14 protein-coding genes and 1 tRNA gene are annotated in these 13,895 nt (G+C 68.5%); 7 read left to right on the top strand and 8 right to left on the bottom strand.

The genetic code is table 11. The features are described 5' to 3' along the window. The 3 genes from AB8Z36_RS09600 to AB8Z36_RS09590 form a co-directional block, all read right to left on the bottom strand. A partial coding sequence (locus AB8Z36_RS09600) for an NUDIX hydrolase (protein WP_369212795.1) occupies window positions 1-834 on the bottom strand: 834 nt, incomplete at its 3' end. A gap of 146 nt (window positions 835-980) precedes the next feature. Next, entirely contained in the window at window positions 981-1,451 is a 471-nt protein-coding gene (locus AB8Z36_RS09595; protein ID WP_369212794.1) for a RidA family protein, read from the bottom strand. Next, entirely contained in the window at window positions 1,448-1,609 is a 162-nt protein-coding gene (locus AB8Z36_RS09590) for a DUF4177 domain-containing protein (RefSeq protein ID WP_003975360.1), read from the bottom strand. Before AB8Z36_RS09590 ends, AB8Z36_RS09595 begins: the two co-directional genes overlap by 4 nt. Before the next feature lie 82 nt (window positions 1,610-1,691). On the opposite strand from AB8Z36_RS09590, the gene AB8Z36_RS09585 reads away from it, so the two are divergent. Both AB8Z36_RS09585 and AB8Z36_RS09580 read left to right on the top strand, forming a co-directional pair. Further along, window positions 1,692-2,672 carry an ArsA-related P-loop ATPase gene (locus tag AB8Z36_RS09585; RefSeq protein WP_369212793.1) on the top strand — a complete coding sequence of 327 codons (981 nt, stop codon included), beginning with the start codon at window positions 1,692-1,694 and terminating at the stop codon, window positions 2,670-2,672. Continuing rightward, the gene (locus tag AB8Z36_RS09580; protein WP_369212792.1) at window positions 2,669-4,099 is read left to right on the top strand and encodes an ArsA family ATPase; all 1,431 of its coding nucleotides are present in this window, start codon (window positions 2,669-2,671) and stop codon (window positions 4,097-4,099) included. The genes AB8Z36_RS09585 and AB8Z36_RS09580 overlap by 4 nt, the downstream gene beginning before the upstream one ends. Before the next feature lie 44 nt (window positions 4,100-4,143). Here AB8Z36_RS09580 and AB8Z36_RS09575 read toward each other — a convergent pair whose 3' ends face one another. Further along, entirely contained in the window at window positions 4,144-4,488 is a 345-nt protein-coding gene (locus AB8Z36_RS09575) for a WhiB family transcriptional regulator (protein ID WP_030782081.1), read from the bottom strand. A 384-nt stretch (window positions 4,489-4,872) separates the two neighbouring features. Between AB8Z36_RS09575 and AB8Z36_RS09570 the strand changes: the two genes are divergently transcribed. Next, entirely contained in the window at window positions 4,873-7,173 is a 2,301-nt protein-coding gene (locus tag AB8Z36_RS09570; RefSeq protein WP_369212791.1) for a transglycosylase domain-containing protein, read from the top strand. 167 nt (window positions 7,174-7,340) lie between these two features. Here the strand turns inward: AB8Z36_RS09570 and AB8Z36_RS09565 are convergent, their stop codons facing one another. After that, window positions 7,341-7,805, bottom strand: a complete 465-nt coding sequence (locus tag AB8Z36_RS09565; RefSeq protein WP_369212790.1) for a GatB/YqeY domain-containing protein — start codon at window positions 7,803-7,805, stop codon at window positions 7,341-7,343. Between the two features lie 127 nt (window positions 7,806-7,932). Here AB8Z36_RS09565 and AB8Z36_RS09560 point away from each other — a divergent pair, with 127 nt between their 5' ends. The 4 genes from AB8Z36_RS09560 (at window position 7,933) to AB8Z36_RS09545 (ending at window position 10,900) form a co-directional block, all read left to right on the top strand. Continuing rightward, window positions 7,933-8,859 carry a metallophosphoesterase gene (locus AB8Z36_RS09560; protein ID WP_369212789.1) on the top strand — a complete coding sequence of 309 codons (927 nt, stop codon included), beginning with the start codon at window positions 7,933-7,935 and terminating at the stop codon, window positions 8,857-8,859. A 111-nt stretch (window positions 8,860-8,970) separates the two neighbouring features. After that, window positions 8,971-9,044, top strand: a tRNA-Pro gene (locus tag AB8Z36_RS09555). 244 nt (window positions 9,045-9,288) lie between these two features. Continuing rightward, on the top strand, window positions 9,289-9,978 hold the full coding sequence (locus AB8Z36_RS09550; RefSeq protein ID WP_369212788.1) for a DUF488 family protein, N3 subclade: 690 nt from the start codon (window positions 9,289-9,291) through the stop codon (window positions 9,976-9,978). Window positions 9,979-10,066: 88 nt separating this feature from the next. Then, window positions 10,067-10,900 carry a hypothetical protein gene (locus tag AB8Z36_RS09545; protein WP_369212787.1) on the top strand — a complete coding sequence of 278 codons (834 nt, stop codon included), beginning with the start codon at window positions 10,067-10,069 and terminating at the stop codon, window positions 10,898-10,900. Between the two features lie 42 nt (window positions 10,901-10,942). Here the strand turns inward: AB8Z36_RS09545 and AB8Z36_RS09540 are convergent, their stop codons facing one another. The 3 genes from AB8Z36_RS09540 to AB8Z36_RS09530 all read right to left on the bottom strand — a co-directional run bounded on the left by AB8Z36_RS09540 (window position 10,943) and on the right by AB8Z36_RS09530 (window position 13,887). Next, window positions 10,943-11,818, bottom strand: a complete 876-nt coding sequence (locus tag AB8Z36_RS09540) for a DUF4238 domain-containing protein (RefSeq protein WP_369212786.1) — start codon at window positions 11,816-11,818, stop codon at window positions 10,943-10,945. A 201-nt stretch (window positions 11,819-12,019) separates the two neighbouring features. Continuing rightward, entirely contained in the window at window positions 12,020-13,534 is a 1,515-nt protein-coding gene (locus tag AB8Z36_RS09535; RefSeq protein ID WP_369212785.1) for a LacI family DNA-binding transcriptional regulator, read from the bottom strand. A 32-nt stretch (window positions 13,535-13,566) separates the two neighbouring features. After that, complete coding sequence (locus tag AB8Z36_RS09530) at window positions 13,567-13,887, bottom strand: helix-turn-helix domain-containing protein (protein WP_369212796.1); 321 nt, start codon at window positions 13,885-13,887, stop codon at window positions 13,567-13,569. Between the last annotated feature and the right edge of the window lie 8 nt (window positions 13,888-13,895).

The raw sequence follows: 13,895 nt of genomic DNA, 5'->3' as shown, positions 1-13,895 counted from the left end.
CTCCAGGCGTGCCTGAGCGAGCACCGGCGTCATGTCCTGGTCCTCCGCCGCGGCGAGCACTCCGGCGGGCGAGGCGTGGCCGCTCAGCGCCCGCAGCGTCGCGATCGTCGGCGGCATCATGAGGAGCTCGCCCTCGTCGTAGCGGGCGGCGGCCTCCGCCGGGCGGATCCAGACCGTACGGTCGGCCTCCGTGGAGGCGTTGCGGGTGCGCTGCCCCTCGGGGAGCGCCGCCACGAAGAAGAACGTGTCGTAGCGCCTGGGCTCGAACTCCGGGGTGATCCAGCGGGCCCAGGCGGCCAGCAGGTCGCTGCGCAGGTGCAGGCCCCTGCGGTCGAGGAACTCCGCGAAGGAGACGTCACGGGCCACCAGGGCCTCGCGGTCGGCCTCCCAGTCCTCGCCCGTGGTGTCGCCCACGACCGTCTCCGGGGTCGGCCCCGCGAGCAGCACGCCCGCTTCCTCGTACGTCTCACGGACCGCCGCGCAGACGATCGCCTGGGCCGCGGCCTCGTCGTCGACGCCGAGGCGGGCCGCCCACCACGCGCGCGTGGGGCCCGCCCAGCGCACCAGGCGGTCGTCGTCGCGCGGGTCGACGCCGCCGCCCGGGTACGCGTACGCGCCTCCGGCGAAGGCCATGGAGGCGCGTCTGCGCAGCATGTGTACTTCGGGCCCGCCGTGCGGCCCGTTGTGCGATCCGGAGTGCTCCGTCCCGCCGCGGCCGTCCCTGAGCAGCATGACGGTCGCGGCGCGGCGCGGGGTCGCCGGAGTCAGCTCACCGCTCGCGAGTGCGCGGATGCGGTCGGGCCACTCCGGGGGGTACCACTGCCCATTTGCCATGGGCGGAGGCTATCCCCTGGTGGGCTGATGTTCGAGAGGCAACAATCGGGCCCTACGGGATGACCCGCCACGCCGCTCGGGCCCAACAAGGGGACCCGCCACTCCGCTCGGGCCCTACGGAAGGCCCCGGGCCGTCGCGCGGCGGCTCAGGCCTCCGTCAGTTCCACCTGGAACTCGACCTCGACCGGAGCGTCGAGCGGCAGCACGGCGACGCCCACGGCGCTGCGGGCGTGCACGCCCTTGTCGCCGAGCACCTCACCGAGGAGCTCGCTGGCGCCGTTGATCACTCCGGGCTGGCCGGTGAAGTCCGGGGCGGAGGCGACGAAGCCGACGACCTTCACGACGCGCGCGACACGGTCCAGGTCACCGGCGACCGACTTCACCGCGGCCAGCGCGTTCAGCGCGCAGACGCGGGCCAGGTCCTTGGCCTCCTCCGGCGTGACCTCGGCACCGACCTTTCCGGTCACGGCGAGCTTGCCGTCCACCATGGGGAGCTGCCCCGCGGTGTAGACGTACACGCCGGACTGGACGGCGGGCTGGTACGAGGCGAGCGGCGGGACGACCTCGGGCAGCGTCAGGCCGAGCTCGGCGAGACGGGCCTCGACGGCGCCGCTCATGCCTGCTTCTCGCGCTTCAGGTAGGCCACGAGCTGCTCGGGGTTGTTCGGCCCGGGAACGACCTGGACCAGCTCCCAGCCGTCCTCGCCCCAGGTGTCAAGAATCTGCTTCGTGGCATGGACGAGCAGCGGCACGGTTGCGTATTCCCACTTGGTCATGTGGCCGACTGTAGTCGGTGTGAGGCCATGCTCACGGTGGGCTCCTGCGTAGGCCGGGCGGCGACTGGTTAGGCTCGGAAGTGTGAGCAGGCTCCAGGTCGTCAGTGGCAAGGGCGGTACCGGCAAGACCACGGTGGCCGCGGCCCTCGCGCTCGCCCTCGCGACGGAGGGCAGGCGGACCCTCCTCGTGGAGGTCGAGGGCAGACAGGGCATCGCGCAGCTCTTCGAGACGGAGGCGCTGCCTTATGAGGAGCGCAAGATCGCCGTCGCGCCCGGGGGCGGGGAGGTGTACGCACTCGCCATCGACCCCGAGCTGGCGCTGCTCGACTACCTCCAGATGTTCTACAAACTGGGGGGCGCGGGCCGGGCCCTGAAGAAGCTCGGGGCCATCGACTTCGCGACCACCATCGCGCCGGGACTGCGGGACGTCCTGCTGACCGGCAAGGCGTGCGAGGCGGTGCGCAGAAAGGACAAGCACGGGCGCTACGCGTACGACTGCGTGGTGATGGACGCGCCGCCGACCGGCCGCATCACCCGCTTCCTGAACGTGAACGACGAGGTCGCCGGGCTCGCCAAGATCGGGCCCATACACAACCAGGCGCAGGCCGTGATGCGGGTCCTGAAGTCCCCCGAGACCGCCGTGCACCTGGTGACCCTGCTGGAGGAGATGCCCGTCCAGGAGACCGCGGACGGGATCGCGGAGCTGCGGGCCGCCCAGCTCCCGGTGGGCCGGGTCATGGTGAACATGGTGCGCCCCGCCCTCCTCGACGAGGACGCGCTGAAGCTGAGCCTCGGCCGGCCGCCCCGTACGGCCATCGCGAAGTCCCTGTCGGCCGCCGGGCTCGGCGGCGCCAGGCGGGGCGGGGGCGCCGAGCGGCTCGTCGATCCGCTCCTCGACCAGGCCGCCGAGTACGCCGAGCGGTACGCCCTGGAGGCGGACCAGCGTGCCGTCCTGACGGAGTTCGGGCGGCCGCTGCACGAACTCCCGCTGCTGACCGGCGGGATGGACCTCGCGGGCCTCTACGAGCTCGCCACGGCACTGCGGAAGCAAGGGATCGCATGACCCCGGAACCGGCACGGCCCCTCAACGACGCACGCGCGCTGGACGACGCCACGCGCACGCTGGACGTCGACGCGCTGATCGACGACCCGGAGACCCGCATCGTGGTGTGCTGCGGCTCCGGCGGCGTCGGCAAGACGACCACGGCGGCCGCGATCGGCCTGCGCGCGGCCGAGCGGGGCCGCAAGGTCGTCGTGCTCACCATCGACCCGGCGCGCAGGCTCGCCCAGTCGATGGGCATCGACTCGCTCGACAACGTCCCGCGGCGGGTGAAGGACGTGGACGGCGACGGCGAGCTGCACGCCATGATGCTCGACATGAAGCGGACGTTCGACGAGATCGTCGAGGCGCACGCGGACAAGGAGCGGGCCGCCGCCATCCTGGGCAACCCCTTCTACCAGTCGCTCTCCGCGGGCTTCGCGGGCACGCAGGAGTACATGGCGATGGAGAAGCTGGGGCAGCTCCGGTCGCGCGACGAGTGGGACCTCATCGTCGTCGACACGCCGCCCTCGCGCTCGGCGCTCGATTTCCTCGACGCGCCCAAGCGGCTCGGCTCCTTCCTCGACGGGAAGCTGATCCGGCTGCTCATGGCGCCCGCCAAGGTGGGCGSCCGGGCGGGGATGAAGTTCCTGAACGTCGGCATGTCGATGATGACCGGCGCGCTCGGCAAGCTGCTCGGCGGGCCGCTCCTGGCCGATGTGCAGACGTTCGTGGCCGCCATGGACACCATGTTCGGCGGCTTCCGCACGCGCGCCGATGCCACGTACCGGCTGCTTCAGGCGCCCGGCACCGCCTTCCTCGTGGTGGCGTCGCCGGAGCGGGACGCGCTGCGCGAGGCCGCGTACTTCGTGGAGCGGCTCGCCGCGGACGACATGCCGCTCGCCGGTCTCGTGCTGAACCGTGTGCACGGCAGCGGCGCCGCCCGGCTCTCGGCCGAGCGGGCGCTCGCCGCCGCCGAAAATCTTGAAGATAATCGCATTGTGGATCAGGAGGGAGGGAAGGAAGCAGGTCGTAGCTCCCCCGAGCACTCCGAGACCTCCGACACCCTCGCGGCCTCCGAAACCCCCGCCGATGCCGACGCCGATTCCTCCCACGCCGACACGCCCGCCGAGGACACGCCCGCCGAGGGCACGCCTGTAGAGGACACTTCCGTCGAGGGCCCGTCCGCCGAGGGCCCGTCCGTCGAGGACATGCCCACGGAGGACACGCCCACCGCGGACACGTCAGAGGACCGCGTGACCGCACGGCTGACCGCGGGTCTGCTGCGGCTGCACGCGGAGCGCATGCGACTGCTCGACCGTGAACAGCGCACGCGTGACCGTTTCACCGCGCTCCACCCGGAGGTGGCGGTGGCCGAAGTCGCCGCGCTGCCCGGCGACGTGCACGACCTCGCGGGGCTCCGGGCCATCGGGGACCGGCTGGCAGGCTGATCGACCCGCCGACAGGGTCGATGTCCGGCCGGCCCCGCAGGCGGCTAGCCGACAGCCGCGTAGCTCTCGTACGTCTCCTCGTCCTCCAAGTCCACGGGCAGCAGGCCCGCACCGCGCTCGTACTCGGAGCGCGCTGTCTCCAGGAGCCTGCGCCATGAGGTGACGGTGGGGCGCCTGCGCAGCAACGCGCGGCGTTCCCGCTCCGTCATGCCACCCCACACGCCGAACTCGACGCGATTGTCCAGCGCGTCGGCCAGGCACTCGGTCCGCACCGGGCATCCGGTGCACACCGCCTTGGCCCTGTTCTGCGCTGCTCCTTGAACGAACAGTTCATCCGGATCGGTAGTGCGGCAGGCCGCCTGCGCACTCCAGTCGGTTACCCAGCCCATACCGGCGCCGTCCTCTCCCGAATCGAGGCTCCCCCACGGCGGCAGCGGCATATTCACCGCCGCCAGTTGAGGACGTTACGGAAGGTGGGCACAGCGCAACACCCCCTTCGGGCCCAATCTTGAATGGCCCGAACGGACTATGCGTAAGCGGCAGATCACCCGACGGAGTGAGCTGGCGACATACGTGAGGAACCTGCCATAACGGGGCAGTTCAGTTGAGTCACAACGGACGCCGGACGCCACTTAAGGCGAATTCGGACATGGATCCGTCAGATCCGGGAGCTACGGAGGGCTTGTTGCCACACCGCACTCCTGTGACAGTTGTGAGCAGCTTAGGCCAAGGCATTAAGGCGTGTCCGGCGAATCAGAACGTAGGCTGCCCCCATGGCAAAGAAGCGCTCGGGCGGTGGTCTGTCACCTACTCAGCAAGCCGCGAAGTTCCTAGGTGTCAGCGTGCTGGCGGGTGCGGTGCTGGCCGGGATCGCCCTGCCCGCGGCCGGAGCGCTGGGTCTCGCGGCCAAGGGTTCGGTCGAGGGGTTCGACGAGATCCCCGCCAATCTGAAGCAGCCGCCGCTGAGCCAGCGGACCTCCATCCTGGACAGCAAGGGCGGCAACATCGCCACGGTCTACTCACGTGACCGCACGGTGGTGCCCCTCACGGACATCTCGCCGTACATGCAGAAGGCGATCGTCGCGATCGAGGACGCCCGGTTCTACGAACACGGCGCCGTCGACCTCAAGGGCATCCTGCGCGCGCTCAACCAGAACGCGCAGAGCGGCGGGGTCTCCCAGGGCGCGTCGACCCTCACGCAGCAGTACGTGAAGAACGTCTTCGTGGAGGAGGCGGGCGACGACCCGACCAAGGTCGCCGAGGCCACGCAGCAGACCCTCGGCCGCAAGATCCGCGAGCTGAAGTACGCGATCCAGGTCGAGGACAAGCTCGGCAAGAAGCGCATCCTGAAGAACTACCTGAACATCACCTATTTCGGGCAGCAGGCGTACGGCATCGAGGCCGCGGCCCAGCGCTACTTCTCCAAGCCCGCCAAGGACCTGAAGCTCCAGGAGGCCGCGCTCCTCGCGGGCATCGTGCAGTCGCCCAGCCGGTACGACCCGGTCAACGACGCCACGGAGGCCACCCAGCGGCGCAACGTCGTCCTCCAGCGCATGGCGGAGACGCACGACATCTCGCAGCAGGAGGCGGACGACGCCAAGAAGACCGAGCTCGGCCTCAAGGTGAGCCGCCCCAACAACGGCTGCATCACCGCGGTCAGCGGCGCGGGCTTCTTCTGCGACTACGTACGCGAGGTCTTCCTCAACGACCCGGTCTTCGGCAAGACCAAGGAAGAGCGCGCCAAGGTCTGGAACCGGGGCGGCCTGAAGATCCGCACGACCCTGGACCCGCAGACGCAGAATTCGGTGCAGGCCTCGATCAAGGACCACGTGTACAAAACCGACGACGTGGCGACCGCCGCCACCATCGTCGAGCCGGGCACGGGCAAGATCCTCGGCATGGGCCAGTCGCGTCCCTACGGCTTCCAGAAGGACGAGACCACGATCAACCTCTCCGTCGACGGCGACATGGGCGGCGGCGCCGGTTACCAGCCGGGTTCGACGTTCAAGCCGATCGTCGCGGCGGCCGCCCTGGAGGGCGGCAAGTCGGCCGGGCAGAGCTACTCCTCCCCGTACGAGATGCCGTATCCCTCGCGGGTCTCGGCCTGTGACGGCAAGAGGTGGGTGAACAGCAACAACGAAACGCTCACCAATGAGAACGAGACCGAGGTCGGTCCGTACGGCATGCGGGAGGCGACCGCCAAGTCGGTCAACACCTACTACGTACAGCTCATCGGCGACATCGGCATCTGCCCGGTGACGCGGATGGCCGACAAGATGGGCGTCGAGCGCGCCGACGGCAAGGAGATGGCGCAGGCCCCGTCGATCGCCCTCGGCACGCAGGAGATGTCGCCGCTGACGATGGCGGGCGCGTACGCGTCCTTCGCCGCGCGCGGCACGTACTGCACGCCGGTCGCCATCGAGTCGATCAACACGCTCGGCGGCAAGTCGCTGCCGGTGCCGAAGTCGACGTGCTCGCGCGCGATGTCGGAGAAGACCGCCGACACGATCAGCGCCCTCCTGAAGGGCGTGGTCGAGGACGGCACGGGCCAGAAGGCCGGTCTCGGCTCCCGCCCGAGCGCGGGCAAGACGGGTACGACCGACTACCGCTACGCCGCCTGGTTCGTGGGCTACACCCCGAACATGGCGGGGGCCGTCTGGGTCGGCGATCCGCAGCACAAGCGGCGGATGGTCGACATCCCGATCGGCGGGCGCACGTACGGCAAGGTCTTCGGTGGTGAGGTGCCGGGCCCGATCTGGCGCGACGCGATGACCGGCGCCCTGGAGGGCAAGCCCGCGCCCGGCTTCAACACCGTGCACCTTCCCGGCGACGACGGCGACGACGGCGACGACAAGGACGGGAACGGGGACGGCGACCACGACCAGGGCCACGACGACGGCAAGCCGGGCACCGGAGGCGGCGGTGGCGACAACGGCGGCAATGGCGGCATCGGCGACGACTGGCCGGACATCACGATCCCGCCGGACGCCATCGGCGGCCTCGGCAATGGCCATGGCGGCGGCAATGGCCATGGAAACGGCGGTGGCGGTGGGATCGGCGGCTGGGGGCGGTAGCCCTAGCCACTGAGCTGCGGCACGGTCGCTGGCCTGCGGCACGGCTGGCCGCCCGCACGGACTGAGGGCGCCCCCCGATCTCAGGGGGCGCCCTCAGTCACGTACGAGCGGGGACATGCACCCCGCGAGAGGCTTCAGCTCGCTGGAACCTTCAGCCCGCGAGAGGCTCAGCCCGCGAGGAGCTTCTTGACCGCCGCGGCGACGCGGCCGCCCTCGGCGAGGCCCGCGACCTTCGGGTTGACGATCTTCATGACCTGGCCCATGGCGCGCGGCCCCTCGGCCCCCGCCGCCCTGGCCTCCGCCACGGCCTGGGCGACGATCGCGTGCAGCTCGTCGTCGGTGAGCGGCTTCGGCAGGTACTCGGCGAGGATCTCGCCCTCCGCCTTCTCGCGCTCGGCCTGCTCGGCGCGGCCGCCCTGCCCGAACGCCTCGGCGGCCTCGCGGCGCTTCTTGGCCTCGCGGGCGATCACCTTCTGCACCTCGTCGTCGGAGAGCTCGCGCGCGGTCTTGCCCGAGACCTCCTCCTTGGTGATGGCGGAGAGGGTCAGCCGGAGCGTCGAGGAGCGCAGCTCGTCACGCCCCCGGATCGCGGCGGTGAGGTCTTCCTGGAGCTTCGACTTGAGCGTGGTCATGTGTTGATTGTGGCAGGTGCGGAAGGTTCCCTGCCCCTCGATTTCCCCGGGGGCGCCCCGCGGAGAGGCCCGTTGGCGGCAAGCGCCCCGCGAATCGTGGTCCCGCCGTGTCTGACACGATGGGGAGATGCGCGCGCGATACGCAGTACCCCTCGGCATCACGGCGACGGCTGCGGCCGGTCTCGCCTACTCGGTGGGCTTCGAGGCCCGTTTCTTCCGGCTGAGGCGGGTCACGGTGCCCGTGCTGCCGTCGGGGATGCGCCCCCTGCGGGTCCTCCAGGTCTCCGACATCCACATGGTGTCCGGGCAGCGCAAGAAGCAGCGCTGGCTCCAGTCGCTCGCGGGGCTGCGCCCCGACTTCGTGATCAACACCGGCGACAACCTGTCGGACCCGGAGGGCGTGCCGGAGACCCTGGACGCGCTCGGCCCGCTGATGGACTTCCCCGGGGCGTACGTCTTCGGCTCGAACGACTACTACGGCCCGAAGCCGCGCAACCCCGCCCGCTACCTCCTGGAGAAGGTCCAGGGCAAGCACGGCCTGAACGGGAATCCGCCCGCGGTCGGCGTCATCCACAACCCGTGGGAGGGCCTGCGCGACGGCTTCGACGCCGCGGGCTGGGTGAACCTCACGAACACCCGGGGCTCCCTGAAGATCGATGGCTACGAGATCGCGCTCACCGGCCTGGACGACCCGCACATCAAGCGGGACCGCTACGCGCGCGTGGCGGGCGGTCCGGAGTCCGGCGCCGACTTCTCGATGGGTGTCGTGCACGCGCCGTACCTGCGGTCCCTGGACGCCTTCACGGCTGACGGCTACCCGCTGATCCTGGCCGGGCACACCCACGGCGGGCAGGTCTGCATCCCCTTCTACGGCGCCCTGGTCACCAACTGCGACCTGGACACCGACCGGGTGAAGGGCCTCTCCACGCACGAGGCCGAGGGCCACACCTCCTACCTCCACGTCTCGGCGGGCTGCGGCGCCAACCGCTACACCCCGATGCGCTTCGCCTGCCCCCCGGAGGCGACCCTGCTGACCCTGACGCCGCGGGTCTGAGCCCCTGGGCCCCGGGCCCGCGACAACCGGATTTCGTCTCCGGGCACGGGTCCGCTAGAGTTGTCGATGTCGCCGCGACCCGCAGCAGTGCGGACAGCGGAGCAACGACATCGGGGTGTAGCGCAGCTTGGCAGCGCGCTTCGTTCGGGACGAAGAGGTCGTGGGTTCAAATCCCGCCACCCCGACAGTGAAGCACCAGGTCAGGGGCCTGATCCGCAGAGCGGGTCAGGCCCCTGAGTGGTTCCTGGAGATCGTTTGGGAGAAATCTGGGAGAAGATCTTGGTCGGCTTCTCCCAGCATCGGTCTCCAGTGCCGCAGGATGAGTGACGCTCAAGCGCCCTCGGACCTGCGCGTTCGCGAATCCAGGGCTCGTAGCTGACCAGGAACGCCGCGGCGGGCCGCCACCAACGGTCGTTAGGAACACCGCACATGGCAGGTCACCGCTCAGCTCCTCCCCACGGCCCCGCGCATGTGCTTGCCCAGCGAGTGCGGGCGTTACGGGAGGACCGCGGGTGGACGCGTGAACGGCTGGCCAAAGAGGCAGGCATCGCCGCCGTAACGCTGCGCCGCCTGGAGAACGAGGGAGCGATCCAGCCAGGTTTCTTCACCGTCGGCGCGGTGGCTGAGGCTCTTTCTGTCTCCCTCGATGATCTTTTCCGGCTGACACAGGTCCCGCCCGTTACTCCCGGTCTCTGGTCAGCCGGATACGAAGGCCGAGACATCGACTCATTCGTCGCCTCTCTCGTCGACAGTGACATCGGTGTCGTAGCGGACGTACGGCTCACCCCGATCAGCCGCAAGAAGGGCTTCAGTAAGACTCGCCTCGGGGAGGCTCTGGCCGAAGCCGGCATCGAGTACACGCACCTTCGTGGCCTGGGCAATCCAAAGGACAATCGGGAGCCCTTCTGGGACGGCCGCGTCGAAGCGGGGTGCGCGCGCTTCCGTGGCCTGTTGCGATCCGAAGAGGCGCAGGCTGACCTTGACCGCCTGGCAGAGCACGCCCGAGTGTCACGGGTCGCGGTTCTGTGCTTCGAGAAGGACGAGAGTCGCTGTCACCGGCAGGTCGTCTTGGAGACGGTCCGCAGCCGGGTCCAAGTGCCTGTGAGTCCCTTGGCCTGACTTCGCCCCCGGCTTTCGCAGGCGCCCTTGCCAGCGGTGCATGCCTCTCGTCCAATCAGATCGGGGAGATCGATGGAGGGGGCACACCATGGCGTCGTCGGCATCCGGGAAGCGACAGCGCGCACGGATCATGATCACGGTCAAGACGTATCCGGAGCTGTCCAGCAAGTACCGCGAGACAAGCTGTGTGGCCGGTATACGCCTCGATCAAGGCGAGCCACAGCATGTCAGACTCTTCCCTGTGCCCTTCCGGCTCCTCGGCGAAGAGGCGCAGTTCTCCAAGTACTCGATCATCGAAGTCGACGTCGAGCCACACCGTCTTGAGCGGGACTCCCGCCCAGAGAGTCTCCGGCCGTATCTCGACACGTTGGAGATTGTGGGCGAGGTATCGCCCGATGGCGGCTGGCAGAAGCGATATCGGCACGTGGAGCCCCTGGTCGCCCCGTCGCTCTGCGCCATCAAGCGGGATCAGGAGAAGCGAGGAACGTCTCTCGGCGTCTTTCGCCCGGCCGAGATCACCCGCTTCCGGCTGGAGGCTGCCGAGCCCTGGTCCGTGTCCAAGGCCGCACTGGCCGACCAACTCGACTTATTCGAGCAGGAGCTGAACCCGCTGGAGTGGGTACCGCTCGACCTCCGCTACAGCTTTCGCTGCGCCGACGACGACTGCCCGACCCACGACATGGGACTGAAGGACTGGGAGGCAGGACAGTCGTACCGCAAGTTCCTGCGCAAGTACGGTGAGACCGGGGTGCGTGATGCACTCCGCGAGCGCTGGTACACGCGGATGTGCGCCCCGAGCCGGGCCGTCCACTTCTTCGTCGGCAACATCGCGGCTCATCCCAAGACGTTCATGCTGCTGGCCGTCTTCTACCCGGAGCGGAAAGTCGTCGAGTACGTGCAGGACAGCCTGTTCGGCGAGTGACCCACTCTGTAGGAAAAAGATTTCCGGCAGAATCCGCAAGTCTCATTCTACGGCCGGCGGCACGCCAGGATCTTCCTCAATCATCTTCAAAAACTTCCGTTCAGAAGAAAAGGAATCCTGACTGGATATTACAAACCGAGAGGCCATGAAGACTTGTGCGGAATTTTCACTCTGCACCATGCCTGCAGTTATCAGCACCGGCGAAATTTGGCAGTCAAATCGAGAGATATTTGAATGGCGCCACACGCCTTCATCGGGATAGCAATACATGATCACATCAGGGGCAAGCGGGTATACCACATACGCATCCTTGCCGACGCTGCCCGGCTTTACCCAAGCCCGATTGTCAGACGTCCTGAAGGCCAATGGATTGTCCGATGTGACAAATGGAGAAGGCGTCAAATTCAAGGCAAAAAGCCAGGTGCATCGACTCAAGCGATCGGCATAGGAGGAGATTAGCGCGTCATCCCAAAGCACCGCAGCATGGAGGGCCCTAACGTCCTCTTCGGACTCGGCCTGGTACCCATGCAACGCCGAGAAGGCTACCAATATCGCGCGAGCGTCGGCCGTTCGCAGGGACTGAAGAGCCAGGAACTGGCTGATTATTTCTCGATTCACTGCAGGCACGGGTAGCGAATCGCCCGGATGCCCACGCCGAACCCAGTCGAGCCATTGCCCTGTAACGGCGGACACTTGGCCCTCCAGGTCCGCAAATTGTTTTTCCATTTCCAACGGATTATGGCCGTACTCAATCAACTGAGGCAGCTGGTAGAAGTTCGACTCCGCAGCGACTGCCTTCGGCTGGGTGCGGAACACCCTATCGCTAGTCTTGTCCCAGGCCCACAGGCGTTCCGCCGAGTCAGTAAATCGACGTAAGTAGAATTGCGGAACATAGTGATGAAGCTTAGGATCAGCCACGCCGCTTCCTCTCAGCCTGCCAGCGTTAGTCAGCACGATGGTAGGAGCCACGTCCGACGTACGACAACGCCATATAACCTGCTGCGGTGAGAGGCAAGCACGATGCCGGAGATGAGCGGCAGTAGCTGCTGCGGTCACATCTAGTGGTTACCGCAGCAACCTTTGACACGCTCCCGTGCCACCGTTGGACTGCCCGCGCCACTACGTGGTGGTCAAACGGTCCCGCAACAGTTGGTTGAGGGCCCGGACCGGCGAGGCAGACGACATGGCCAACCGAGCATCGAGTGCCGCCTCCCACTGCTCGGTCAAGCCAAGCATGAGGCGCCGGCGCATGCCGGGCGTGACGTGGGCGTAGCGCGCGGAGACCGAGCCGTCGATGTGGCCCATGCGTTCGTCCATGAGAACCTTCTCGGTGCCGAGGTCCTCCATCATCGTCCGGTGCGTGTGGCGCAGCCCGTGAGGCGTGAGGCCCTTGGCGATCGGGAGCCAGCAGGCGTCAGCCCGAGCAGCTGCCCCTCGACCTCGTGCCGGGATGCCAGGCCACGGCTCGCCGAGGATCGGCACCGGGCGGGCCTCCTGCGGGGCCTTCTTCGGGTACCAGCCTGAGGCCGCCGGGGTGAACAGCCAGGTGGCGAAGCCGTTTCGACGCCAGTGGGCTGCGTGCTCCGACGTGGTGCCGCTGCGTACGAACCCGAGCTCGGCGACGGCGAGTTCGACTCGGACTCGGGTGTCGTCGCGTACGCGGTCGGGGTGGTTGAGGACGTTCGAGACCGTGCCCGTGGAGACTCCGGCACGGCGGGCGACGTCGACGAGCTTGGCGCCTTGGTGGCCGCCGGTACGCGCGGCGCCCTGCCCTCGGAAGACGTATGTCCTGCCGTGGCAGGGGCAGGGCGTCGGCTTCGTACGGGCGATGTGGTTGAAGACCAGGGCCGACAGCCAGTCCGTCGAGTCGATGTCGCGGTAGCTGTCGTCCTTGGGCGGGCAGCGCACCAGCTCGCCGGTATCCAGCTCGTACAGCTGCCACTCGACACGGAAGGAGTCGCGTCGGACGAACTCCGTTTCCAGGCCGACGATTTCGCCCCAGCGCTTGCCCGTGTACCCCTTGAGGACCGTGGCGACGAACTCGTCGTCGCGGCCGGAGAGCAGAGCTGCCCGCTCGGCGGTGAGCAGGATGCCGAGCGCGTCGGTGACAACCTTCTCCGGGCCACGGTCGCGGGAGCGGCCGGCGCGCTTGCCCCGTCCGCGCCGCCGGGCGGCCGGGTTGGACGTGAGTAGGCCCTCGTCGATCGCGTCCTCGAAGATCAGGTGGAGCGTGGAGCGCCAGGTCTTGACGCTGGAGGCCGCGTAGGCCGCACGCTCCTTCTTCTCCCACAGCTCGATGTCTGTGCGGAGGATGCCGGCGAGCGCCTTGTCCTCGAAGTCGGGGAGCAGGTGCTCCTCGATGTGACGCTTGTAGTTCTGCATCGTCGAGGCAGCCAGGTCCTGGGCGGCGTACCAGCGGCTTGCGTACTCGCCGAACGTTTCCTGGCCGAGACCCGGGTCGCGCCACTGACCACGGCGAACGGTCACCTCTTCGGCGTCCGCGGCCTGCTTGGCCTCGCGCTTGGTGGCGAACTTGACCACGGCGCCCGTGGAATCGGCGACGGTGCCGTACTTGCCGTCATCGATCTTGTAACGGCCGCGCCAGTAGCCGCTGCGCTTCTCTGCGTACCCCACAGATTTCCCTCCCTTCTGTCGTGTGGGGTGTGTTAAGCAGCGGTTCCGTACTGGGGCTTGGCCATCCGGCGCGGTGGCCGGGCCTGGAGCCGGACGGCGGGCTCGGCTGGATCGGGCCGGTGCCGCGCGGTCGGCTTACGCGTGGGCGCAGGAGCGGCGCCAGGGCGCTGCGCGTTCACGGCTGGGCGCTCTTCGTGCATGCGGATGATCTCCGCGAGGTGCTCGTCCGAGAAGCGGTAAGCACGGCCGACGCGGGTGAACGGGATCAGGCGCCGGCGGGCGCGGTCCTTGACCCACCAGGCGGAGCAGCCGAGGACGGCTGCGACTTCCTCGGGGACGTAGAGACGCGGCAGGCCGGCCT

The organism is Streptomyces flavofungini (genome assembly GCF_041028215.1).
Taxonomy (GTDB): domain Bacteria; phylum Actinomycetota; class Actinomycetes; order Streptomycetales; family Streptomycetaceae; genus Streptomyces; species Streptomyces flavofungini_B.
This window is presented reverse-complemented; position numbering and strand designations above follow the sequence as displayed.